The organism is Sphingomonas faeni, assembly GCF_040407495.1.
GTDB lineage: Bacteria > Pseudomonadota > Alphaproteobacteria > Sphingomonadales > Sphingomonadaceae > Sphingomonas > Sphingomonas faeni_D.
On sequence record NZ_JAPZPP010000003.1, the window covers coordinates 390089 to 400528 of the forward strand.

At 65.9% G+C, this 10440-nt stretch carries 9 protein-coding genes; 5 read left to right on the forward strand and 4 right to left on the reverse strand.

Features of this window, described 5'->3' with window-relative positions:
- Nucleotides 1–16: 16 nt before the first annotated feature.
- The 3 genes from O6W96_RS11870 to coxB form a co-directional block, all read right to left on the reverse strand.
- Nucleotides 17–1480 carry a hypothetical protein gene (locus O6W96_RS11870; protein ID WP_353469735.1) on the reverse strand — a complete coding sequence of 488 codons (1464 nt, stop codon included), beginning with the start codon at nt 1478–1480 and terminating at the stop codon, nt 17–19.
- Nucleotides 1481–2015: 535 nt separating this feature from the next.
- The gene (gene ctaD, locus O6W96_RS11875) at nt 2016–3680 is read right to left on the reverse strand and encodes a cytochrome c oxidase subunit I (protein ID WP_353469736.1); all 1665 of its coding nucleotides are present in this window, start codon (nt 3678–3680) and stop codon (nt 2016–2018) included.
- A 1-nt stretch (nt 3681) separates the two neighbouring features.
- Entirely contained in the window at nt 3682–4827 is a 1146-nt protein-coding gene (gene coxB / locus O6W96_RS11880; RefSeq protein ID WP_353469737.1) for a cytochrome c oxidase subunit II, read from the reverse strand.
- Between the two features lie 374 nt (nt 4828–5201).
- Here coxB and pyrE point away from each other — a divergent pair, with 374 nt between their 5' ends.
- The 5 genes from pyrE (at nt 5202) to O6W96_RS11905 (ending at nt 9172) form a co-directional block, all read left to right on the forward strand.
- Nucleotides 5202–5786 (forward strand): orotate phosphoribosyltransferase, encoded by a 585-nt coding sequence (gene pyrE, locus O6W96_RS11885; protein WP_353469738.1) that lies wholly within the window; start codon nt 5202–5204, stop codon nt 5784–5786.
- Complete coding sequence (locus O6W96_RS11890; RefSeq protein ID WP_353469739.1) at nt 5783–6523, forward strand: pyridoxine 5'-phosphate synthase; 741 nt, start codon at nt 5783–5785, stop codon at nt 6521–6523. Before pyrE ends, O6W96_RS11890 begins: the two co-directional genes overlap by 4 nt.
- 177 nt (nt 6524–6700) lie before the next feature.
- Entirely contained in the window at nt 6701–7123 is a 423-nt protein-coding gene (acpS, locus tag O6W96_RS11895; protein WP_353469740.1) for a holo-ACP synthase, read from the forward strand.
- Nucleotides 7120–8100, forward strand: a complete 981-nt coding sequence (gene lepB / locus O6W96_RS11900; protein WP_353469741.1) for a signal peptidase I — start codon at nt 7120–7122, stop codon at nt 8098–8100. Before acpS ends, lepB begins: the two co-directional genes overlap by 4 nt.
- Before the next feature lies 1 nt (nt 8101).
- Nucleotides 8102–9172 carry an AI-2E family transporter gene (locus O6W96_RS11905; RefSeq protein ID WP_353469742.1) on the forward strand — a complete coding sequence of 357 codons (1071 nt, stop codon included), beginning with the start codon at nt 8102–8104 and terminating at the stop codon, nt 9170–9172.
- A gap of 177 nt (nt 9173–9349) precedes the next feature.
- Here the strand turns inward: O6W96_RS11905 and O6W96_RS11910 are convergent, their stop codons facing one another.
- The gene (locus tag O6W96_RS11910) at nt 9350–10408 is read right to left on the reverse strand and encodes a glycosyltransferase (RefSeq protein ID WP_353469743.1); all 1059 of its coding nucleotides are present in this window, start codon (nt 10406–10408) and stop codon (nt 9350–9352) included.
- Nucleotides 10409–10440: the final 32 nt, after the last annotated feature.

A 10440-nucleotide genomic window follows, 5' to 3' on the forward strand; every position in this document is an offset into this window, starting at 1 on the left:
TTCGCGTCGTGGCGGCTCATCGGCGGGACCGATGCGCGGGTACGGCCTGATGGACGACGGCGGTGGCGTCGACATACACCCGGCGCCATGCGGGATCGCGATCCAGCACCGCGACCAGCGGCGAGCGGGGCGGGAGGATCGTCCAGCCGAAATGCCATCGTGCGTTCGCTGCGTGCCAGCGGGCAGCGTCGCCCGCAGCGATCCGGAAATAGTCGAGCGTGAACGGATCGCCGTACATGTCGGAGCGGCCGTCGATATACGGCCGGATGCCCGCGAGGATCAGCGACCCGCCAAAGCTGTATTCGTTGAAGACGCGCTGATGGCGGAGAGGCGGCGGCAGATCGCGGAGTGCGGTGGCGGGGATACCGGCGCTGTCGGCGCGTATCACGGGAACGGCGATCCGGTAGCTTGCGAGGCCGATCGCAAGCAGCAGAGCGACGATGCCGATCGATCGGCTCTCGCGGAGGGGCATTGTCGCGAATGGGGTTTTCGTGGTCCAGGCTTTACCGAGCGGTTTGGCCAGGATCAGTATGCCGACGACGACCAGGACTATTTCCTGGCGGGTGTGTTGCAGGGCGAGGTGCAGGACGCCAAGCAAGAGCATCAAGCGGACCGGAGGAATGCGCGCGGGGCGCAGGAGCAGGATGGCGAGCGTGGCCAGCAGGATCGCCTCGAACCCGGAGAAGGTCGCGAAATCGGCGGGGCGCCATTCGTTGAGATGCGCGAGCAGTTTCAGCCGGTCGACGTAGAAGGGGAAGATCAGGCCGTCGAAACCGGCGGGGGTCGCGGTGGCGGCGATGGCGCACGCTGCGCCGAATGCTCCCCAGCCCAGCACGACACGGCGGCGGTCGGACGGGGCGGCGGTGATCAGCGCTTCCAACGCGAACACGCCGACGAGCGCGAGGCCGAAGACGAAGCTGCCATGCGCGTTTGCCCAGACCAGCATGGGCAGCGCGAAGCCGAACGGTGGTGGCCTATCGCGCTCGCGGGCGTGCAGCAGGACGATCGTCCATCCGGCGAGCAAAGGCAGCGCGAGGACGTGCGGGCGTGCCAGCAACGACGGGAGCACCCCAGCGACGAGCATCAGCAGCGCGACGCCGCTGGCGCGCGGGCTCAGCCAGCGGCGGACCTCGCAGGCGACGAGCGCGAACAATGCTGCCATCGCCGTACCGATCAGGACGATCAGGCCGCTCCAGCCGGCGGCGCGGTAGGACGCGTACATCGCCAGTTCGGATAGCCATTCGTGCGCGACCCAGGGTCGGCCGGTGGCGGTGAACGAGAAGGGGTCGGTGGTCGGGGCGCGGGCGTGAGCGACGATCCAGGCGCCGGTCGCGAGGTGCCAACCGGTGTCGCCGTCGCGTAGCGCGGTGGGGACGATGATCGTGAACGCGAATGCAGCGAGCGCGGCTAGAAGGGCGAAGGTCGCGCGCGGCATGTCGGTGCATGCGTCGGGACGGACTGGGGTTGGCGCGCGCGGCATGGGGCGGGATTAGCGCAATTGTCCTTTAGAATGGTGAATGGGGACGTGAGGTTGCGTTGGGCTAATGCCTTCGCATCGTCCCAGACGCTTCTTGTTGCATCAGCCCTCTTCCGCGACCTTGTTCATTCCCGTCGCCCGTCCTCCTCCCGTCACCCCAGCGAAAGCTGGGGTCTTCCGTTTGGTCAGCGCGTGGAGTCAGAGGGTGAGATCCCAGCTTTCGCTGGGGTGACAGGGGTAGGCGGAGTGGGCGTGGAAGGTGGCGAGCGTGGGGATCGCGTACGTGGGATGGCGTGGGTAAGGGATAATGTAGGTAGCTCCTGCCTCCTTGTTCTCCCGCGAAGGCAGGAGCCCAGTCTGGGTCCCCGCCTTCGCGGGGAAACATCGTGGGGCCGGGACGGCTGTTCAACGAAAAACGCCCCGGGTTTCCCCGAGGCGTCTTCTCTCTTGGCTGGCCTCGCCACGGGAGTAAATCCCGTGGCGTCGGACGCGGCGGTGCCGCGCCGGCCGCGCGGGGGCCCGATGGCCCTTGTCCGCCTCAGTCGATCTTCGGCAGCGTCTCGAACTGGTGGTACGGCGGTGGCGAGGAGATCGTCCATTCGAGCGTCGTCGCGCCGTCGCCCCAGGGGTTGTCGCCCGCCTCCTTGCCGGCCGCCAGCGACCAGATCAGGTTGACGAAGAACACCACCATGCCCGCGGCCATGATCATGTAGCCGACCGACGCGACCGTGTTCCAATGCTCGTACTGCGGCGTGTAGTCCGGGATGCGGCGCGGCATGCCCTGGAGGCCCAGGAAGTGCATCGGGAAGAACATCACGTTCACGCCGACGAAGAACACCCAGAAGTGCAGTTGGCCGAGGAACTCGTTGTACATTTTCCCCGTCATCTTCGGGAACCAGTAATAGAACCCGGCGAACAGCGAGAACACGGCACCCAGCGACAGCACGTAATGGAAATGCGCCACCACGTAGTAGGTGTCCTGCATGTAGTCGTCGATGCCGCCGTTGGCGAGCACGACGCCGGTGACACCGCCGACGGTGAACATGAAGATGAAGCCGATCGACCATACCATCGGCGTCTTGAAGGTGAGCGAGCCGCCCCACATCGTCGCGATCCACGAGAAGATCTTGATGCCGGTCGGCACCGCGATGACCATCGTCGCGGCGGTGAAGTACATCTTGGTGTTTACGCTGAGGCCGGTGGTGAACATGTGGTGCGCCCACACGACGAACCCGACCACGCCGATCGCGACCATTGCATAGGCCATGCCGAGATAGCCGAAGACGGGCTTGCGGCTGAACGTCGAGATGATCTGGCTGACGATGCCGAAGCCCGGCAGGATCATGATGTAGACTTCGGGATGGCCGAAGAACCAGAACAGATGCTGGTACAGGACGGGATCGCCGCCGCCGGCCGGATCGAAAAACGTCGTGCCGAAGTTGCGATCGGTCAGCAGCATCGTGATCGCCGCGGCGAGCACCGGCAACGCCAGCAGCAGCAGGAACGCGGTGACGAGCATCGACCACACGAACAGCGGCATCTTGTGCAGCGTCATGCCCGGCGCGCGCATGTTGAAGATCGTCGTGATGAAGTTGATCGCGCCGAGGATCGAGGATGCGCCTGCGAGATGCAGCGCGAGGATCGCCATGTCGGTCGACGGCCCGGGCTCGCCGTACGTCGAGAGCGGGGCGTAGAGCGTCCAGCCGTTACCCGCGCCACCGAAGAACGGCGAGGCCAGCAGCAGCGTGAAGGCGGGGATCAGCAGCCAGAACGACACGTTGTTCATGCGCGGGAACGCCATGTCCGGCGCACCGATCATGATTGGCACGAACCAGTTGCCGAAGCCACCGACCATCGCCGGCATGACCATGAAGAACACCATGATCAGGCCGTGGGCGGTGATCAACACGTTCCAGAGATGGAGCGATTCGTCGAGGCTGGCGGGACCGCCGTGGAGCATCGACGCCCAGCCCTGCAGATACTGGATGCCGGGATGCGCGAGCTCGGCGCGCATGAGACCCGAGACCGAGCCGCCGATGATCCCCGCGACGATCGCGAAGATCAGGTACAGCGTGCCGATGTCCTTGTGGTTGGTCGACATGAACCAACGCGCGAAGAAGCCCGGCTTATGATCGGTATCGTGGTGATGGTCGTGCGCTTCGTGGGACACGAAGGCCGACGGGGTGAGAGCGGTGTCGGTCATCTTACTGTCCCGCGTTGCCGGCGCCGGCCGGGTTTGAGGTCGCGCCCTGCGTCGTGGCGGGGGCGGCGGTGGTTACGTTTTCCACAGGGCCGGTGGCGTTGGCGATTTCCGCGGCCTCCTCGACCTTCGCCGCGGAGCCGTCGGCGCCGGGCTGCGGAATGACCTTGTCGGATGCCTTGCCGGGGGTCGGCATCGTGCCACCCTTGGCGCGGACCCATGCCGCGTATTCGGCGGGCGGAACCGCCTCGACCGCGATCGGCATATAGCCGTGGCGCGCGCCGCAGAGCTCCGAGCACTGGCCGAAATACAGGCCGGGCTTCTCGATCGTGAAGCTGGTCTCGTTCAGGCGACCGGGGATCGCATCCAGCTTGATCCAGAACGCCGGGACGGCCCAGCTGTGGATCACGTCGTTCGACGTCGTGATCAGACGGATCGGCACGCCAACCGGGAGGACGATGCGGTTGTCGGTGGCGAGCAGCTTGGGGCCGTCGGCATCGGTCCGCGGGCGTTCGCCGGCGGCAACGTCAGCCTTTTCCTTCAGCATGTTGGCCGTGATCTCGAACCCGCCATTGTCCGGATACTGGTAGGTCCAGTACCATTGGTTGCCGATCGCCTTCAGCGTCACGGCACCGGAGGGCGCCGGCTTGAACTGGGCTTGCAGCAGACCGATTGAGGGGACCGCGATCAGGACGAGGATCACGACCGGCGCGAGCGTCCAGATGATCTCGATGAAAGTGTTGTGGCTGGTCTTCGACGCGACCGGATTGCGCGCCTTGCGATAGCGGAACGAGACCCAGAACAGCAGCGCGAGGACGAACAGCGAGATGATCGTGATCGTCGGCACCAGGATCGAATTGTGCATCCAGTGCGCGAACTGGCCGTTCTTGGTGACCTGAGGCTGGAGGCCGAACAGGCCGTCCGTGGGCTGGCCGATCATCGGCTTGACCGTCATCGCGGGCGCACCGTCCATCGCGAGCTCGGGGCTGGACGGGTTGGCGGTCGGCGTCGCGGCTGCCGTGGTCGGCGCGGTGTTCGACACGCCACCCGGCGCCGCAGCGGCCTGTGGTGTTGGCGCTGCCGTCGCTGTTGGCTGGGCCGCATGCCCGGCGACACCACCGAGACTCGCCAGTGCGAGCCCCGCTGCCATCGCAAATCCTCTCATCCCCATCTTGCGCATCGTTATTCTTGACCCCGGTTTATAGCGAACCCGATATCACGGACGCGCGGATGTCTGCTTATGATTTGGGAAGAGCTATACCCAGCGGGGGGGCTTGCCTCAAGTCTTGTCTGGCATGGATCCTTCCGGTGCCCGTACTAACCCCCCCGTCATCCTGACGAAAGTCGGGACCCAGCGCCACTGGGGACGGCGTTCGTGATCCTGGGTCCTGACTTTCGTCAGGATGACGGAGGAGGGGCGGGGCGCCATGGAAAGCCCGATGAGAGTGAACCGCCGGTTCTCGTTGCACGTGGTTTCGTGCGCTCGTATCAGTGCGGACAGACCATTTGGAGCGATGACCCGCGATGACCGAAGACGACGTGCTCGCCGAATTCCGCGCTGCCGAAGCGCTGCTCGAAGGGCATTTCATCCTGTCCTCGGGCCTGCGTAGTTCGCGCTACCTGCAATGCGCGCGGGTGCTGATGGATCCGGCGCGGGGTGCACGGTTGTCGGAGGCGCTGGTGGCGTCACTGCCGTCGGAGTTGCGTGCGCAGATCGATATCGTGGTGTCGCCGGCGATGGGCGGCGTGATTGCCGGCCACGAGATGGGCCGTGCGCTTGGGGTCGAGGCGGTATTCCTCGAGCGGCCTGACGGTGTGTTCGAACTGCGTCGTGGGTTCCGACTCGCGCCCGGCCAGCGCGTGCTGATGATGGAGGACGTCGTCACCACTGGGCTGTCGTCGCGCGAGGCGATCGCGGCGATCGGGCGCGCGGGCGGCGTGACGGTCGCGGCGGCGGCTCTGGTCGATCGCTCGAACGGGACGGCGGATCTGGGCGTGCCGTTCTTCCCGCTGATCCGGCTCGACGTGCCGACCTATCCGGCGGATGCGTTGCCGCGCGAACTGGCGACGATCCCGGCGATCAAGCCTGGAAGTCGGGCAGCGGCATGAGCTCCCTTGGCAGCGAGCACCTGCGCCTTGGGGTGAACATCGATCACGTCGCGACGGTGCGGAATGCGCGCGGGGCGGGGTATCCCGATCCGGTGCGCGCGGCTTTGGTCGCAGCGGCGGCGGGGGCGGACGGGATCACCGCGCATCTGCGCGAGGATCGCCGGCACATCACCGACGACGACATCGCGCGGTTGTCGGCGGAGCTGACGATCCCGCTCAACCTGGAGATGGCGGCGACCGACGAGATGCTCGGCATCGCGCTGCGCCACAAGCCGCACGCGGCGTGCATCGTGCCGGAAAAGCGCGAGGAACTGACCACTGAGGGCGGGCTCGACGTCGCCGGGCATTACGATCGGATGGCGCGGCTGGTCGAAGCACTGGCGGGGGCGGGTATCCGCGTGTCGCTGTTCGTCGAGCCCGACGCGCGCCAGATCGAGGCAGCGGTGCGGCTCAAGGTGCCGGTGGTCGAGCTGCATACCGGGCTGTACGCTGAACTGTCGGGTGAGGCGCGGACGACGGAACTGCGACGGCTGACCGATGCGGCGGCGCTGGCGGCGAAGAACGGCATCGAGGTGCATGCGGGGCATGGGCTGACCTATGACAATGTCGCGCCGATCGCGGCTATCCGGCAGGTTCGGGAACTGAACATCGGGCATTTTCTCGTTGGCGAGGCGCTGTTCGTCGGGCTTGGCGAAGCGGTTCGGCTGATGCGTGAGGCTATGGATGCGGCGCGGTAGTAAGGGAGTTTTGTTCGCGCAGAGGCGCAGAGGCGCGGAGCAGAAGAGGGGGCTATCCCGTGGCTGGATTCTCTCGCTTGCTAACTCGATCTTGCCGCTCTTGCGGCCCTCATACTCTCCGCGCCTCGGCGCCTCTGCGTGCAAATCTGATTTTGTCTTCCGACTCCAGGCGTCGCGATGATTATCGGGCTCGGGTCCGACCTGTGTAATATCGAGCGGATCGCCGCGTCGGTCGAGCGGTTCGGGGAGCGGTTCGAGCAGCGGGTATTTACCGATGTCGAGCGGGCTAAGGCGGCGCGGCGGCCGTTCACCAAGGCCGGGACGCTGGCGAAGCGGTTTGCTGCCAAGGAGGCGTTTTCCAAGGCTGTGGGGACCGGGTTTCGCGCGGGCGTGTTCATGCGTGATATCGGCGTGGTTAACGCGCCCAGCGGCGCGCCAACGCTGGCACTGACCGGGGGCGCCAAAGCGAGGCTTGACGCGTTGACCCCGGAAGGCCACGCCGCGCGCGTGCATTTGACGATGACCGATGATCATCCGTGGGCGCAGGCCTTCGTAATCATCGAAGCTATACCTCTGATATCTGCGGATACGAATCGATGAAGGACGCGGCGTTGGACGGCAACGAGTTCCAGGAAAAGCCCCTCGCGCAGACCACTGCGGTCGATCCCGCGCTTTCGGCCACCACTACCCCCGAAACGACCCGCCGCCGCGGCACCGACTGGTGGGGCGAGGTGAAGGGCATCTTCTGGCTGATCCTGGTGGTTCTCGGCTTCCACAGCTTCATCGCCAAGCCCTTCTATATCCCCAGCGAGTCGATGCTGCCGGGCCTCCGCATCGGCGACCGGCTGGTGGTGACCAAGTTCGCATACGGCTGGTCGTTCGTGTCGCCGACGATCCCGAACCCGGTCGCGATCTTCAAAGGCGTCGTGCTGCGTCAGCAGGAGGACAGCTGGAGCGTGTCGCTGCCGTTTATCCATGGCCGTCTGTTCGGATCGCTGCCGACGCGTGGCGACGTGGTGATCGTGACGCCGCCGGGCACGCATAACGACTATATCAAGCGCGTCATTGGATTGCCGGGCGACAAGCTGGCCGTGCGCGGCGGGATCGTGTTCCTGAACGGCGTCGCGGTGAAGCGTGGCCCCTTGCACGACACGCTGATCCCGGTCGACACCAACAGCCCGTGCAGCGAGATCGACTACCCTGGTGCCCGCGAGACGCTGCCCGACGGGCGCGAGATGTGCCGCCTGCCGACCTATACCGAGACGCTGCCCAACGGTCGCCGCTACGAGACGATCGATCTCGAATCGGACAGCCAGGGCGACAATTTCGCGGAAGTTACGATCCCCGCGAACCACGTTTTCCTGATGGGCGACAACCGCGATCGCTCGGCCGACAGCCGGTTCGCGCTGAGCCAGCTCGGTCTTGGCGGACCAGTGCCGTATGAAAATCTTGGCGGTCGTGCGGAGTTCATCACCTTCAGTCTGGACGGCGATGCGACGTTCAATCCACTGAGCTGGTGGAGTTCGCTGCGGTCGGATCGTGCCGGTACTTCGCTCCACCCCGCCAAGGTGAACTGACATGGTCGATACCGAGACCGTCGACGAACTCAGCCCGGTCGAGATGCGCGATCCGTTCCTGCGCAAGGAATTGAAGCGCGCGATGATCTGGCTCGGGCTCGCCTGCGTGATCGCGCTGTTGATCGTGCTGGTCCAGCCGTTGCTGATCATCTTTGCCGGCGTCGTATTTGCAGCCTTGCTCGATGGTGGCGTGCGGCTGCTCGGGCGGGTGCTGCCGATCGGGCGTGGCTGGCGGTTGCTGATCGTCGTGCTGCTGACGTTCGCGTTCCTGGTGGGCACGTTCATCTTGACCGGCGTTCAGGTCACCGAGCAGGTGACACAGTTGCGGTCGACGCTGGAATCGCAGGCCAATCGGTTCACGGGCTATCTGACGTCGCAGGGGCTGATGCCGGGCGCGTCGGACGTCAACGGGATCGTCAAGCAGGCGCTCGGCTCGGTCGGGCGCGTGACGTCGTGGGTCGGCACCGCGATCGGGGCGCTGACCAGCATGTTCATGATCCTGATTCTCGGGCTGTTCATCGCGATGGATCCGGGGACGTATTCGCGCGGGCTCCAGTGGATAGTGCCGGTCGATCTGCGGCCCGAGTTCGCCAGGACGCTGGTCAAGATGGGCGAGACGTTGCGCAAGCTGCTGGCCGGGCGGTTGCTCGGCATGGCGGTCGAGGGTGTCGCGAGCGGCATCGCGCTGGCGATCGGCGGCGTGCCGATGGCGATGCTGCTCGGCATCATCGCAGGCATCCTGGCGTTCATTCCGAACGTCGGCGCGATCGTGACCGGCGTGCTGATGGTCGCGGTCGGGTTCAGCGCGGGCGTCGATACGGGGTATTGGGCGATCGGGACGTACCTCGTGGTGCAGACGATCGACGGGTATGTGATCGTGCCGATGGTGGCCAAGCGCACAGTAGACCTGCCGCCGGCGCTGACGCTGGGCGCGCAGATCGTTGCGAGCGCGCTGTTCGGGATTTTGGGGCTGGCGCTGGCGGATCCGATGACCGCGATGATCAAGACTGCGCTGGAGCGGCGGTCGGAACGGGAAGAGGAAAAGGCTGAGGCCGACGAGGCTAAGGCCTGATCTCATTTAGCGCCCCCATCGCATCTGATTCAGGTTCAAGCTCACCCTCCGTCATCCCCGCGGACGCGGGGACCCATATCCTCCGAAGTTTGCCAGTATGGGTCCCCGCGTCCGCTTGGATGACGGAAGATGGGGGCGGAGACCGACAATGGGGCGGGGGCAAGAAAGGTTAGGGCGCTACCGCCTTGCCAGCCGATCGAAGAGCGCGAGGTAGCGGTCGGCCGAATCTGCGCCGGGTTGCGGGACCGCCTCCGGCCGTTGCGCAGTCGGCACTAGCCATGAATTCAACGCCGCGATCAGCCCCATCGCATCGTCCCGCGCGACGATCGTACCGCGATCCGCGCGGTCGATGATCTCCGCTACCGCCGCGCTCGAGTCGGTGGAGATCACAGGCGTGCCGACCGACAGCGCCTCGCGCAACACGCCGGGTACGCCTTCATAGTCGGAGGTCAGCACGACCACCTGCGCGCCGGCCATGACCGGTAGCGGATCGGTGCTGTGGCCGAGCAGGCGAACACGGTCCGCTAAGCCTAGCGCGCAGATTTGCGTTTCGATCGCGCCGCGCTCGTCGCCTTCACCAAGGATCACCAGTGGAATGGTCTGATCCGTGAGACGCGGGAGCGCGGCGATCAGACGGTCCCAACGCTTCTGCGGTTCGAGTCGGCCGACGCCGAGAATGTAGCGCGCGGGCAAGTCTAGCGTGTCCCCGGGGATCGGCACCGCCGGCGGATTTGGGATGATGCTCGTGCGACCAACCATGTGCGTTGCCCGCGCCGCCTCGTTCGCGGTCGCCGGAGTCATTGCGACGAGGTGATCGAGGAAGCTGCCATGGCGCGCGAGCCAGAGCTGATGCGCGACGTGCATCAGCCGGCCGTGATCGGCGCGCGCGGGGGCGTTGGACATCTTCGCGATGATGGGGGGGCAGGCCTTGCCAAGCCGAAGACGGGTCCAAGCCGCGATGCCGGTATAGAAATTGCCGGGGCAGAAGATCACGTCGGGGGCGAGCCGCTGCACGACCTTCGGGAACGCAAGCAACCGCGAGGGTGAAACGATCTCAAGCCCGTCGGGCAGTTCCGCCGCTAGCGGCCCGGCAATATCCTCGATCGCCAGCGTCACGCGTCGCCCCGCCGCCAGCCAGCCGCGCGCGAGCCGCAACTGCGCACGCTCGACCCCGCCGCCACGCAGGTCCTCGGCGTAGGTCAGGATGTGCCGGGCGAGCGGCGGCGGGGACGTCACTGAAATATAGCGGTCATCATAATGCGCGATTG

Coding starts and splice junctions, on each gene's coding strand:
- acpS (WP_353469740.1), top strand. CDS start 6,701: ATGATTATCGGGCTCGGGTCCGACCTGTGTAATATCGAGCGGATCGCC.
- coxB (WP_353469737.1), bottom strand. CDS start 4,827: ATGGCAGCGGGGCTCGCACTGGCGAGTCTCGGTGGTGTCGCCGGGCAT.
- ctaD (WP_353469736.1), bottom strand. CDS start 3,680: ATGACCGACACCGCTCTCACCCCGTCGGCCTTCGTGTCCCACGAAGCG.
- O6W96_RS11890 (WP_353469739.1), top strand. CDS start 5,783: ATGAGCTCCCTTGGCAGCGAGCACCTGCGCCTTGGGGTGAACATCGAT.
- pyrE (WP_353469738.1), top strand. CDS start 5,202: ATGACCGAAGACGACGTGCTCGCCGAATTCCGCGCTGCCGAAGCGCTG.
- lepB (WP_353469741.1), top strand. CDS start 7,120: ATGAAGGACGCGGCGTTGGACGGCAACGAGTTCCAGGAAAAGCCCCTC.
- O6W96_RS11870 (WP_353469735.1), bottom strand. CDS start 1,480: ATGCCGCGCGCGCCAACCCCAGTCCGTCCCGACGCATGCACCGACATG.
- O6W96_RS11905 (WP_353469742.1), top strand. CDS start 8,102: ATGGTCGATACCGAGACCGTCGACGAACTCAGCCCGGTCGAGATGCGC.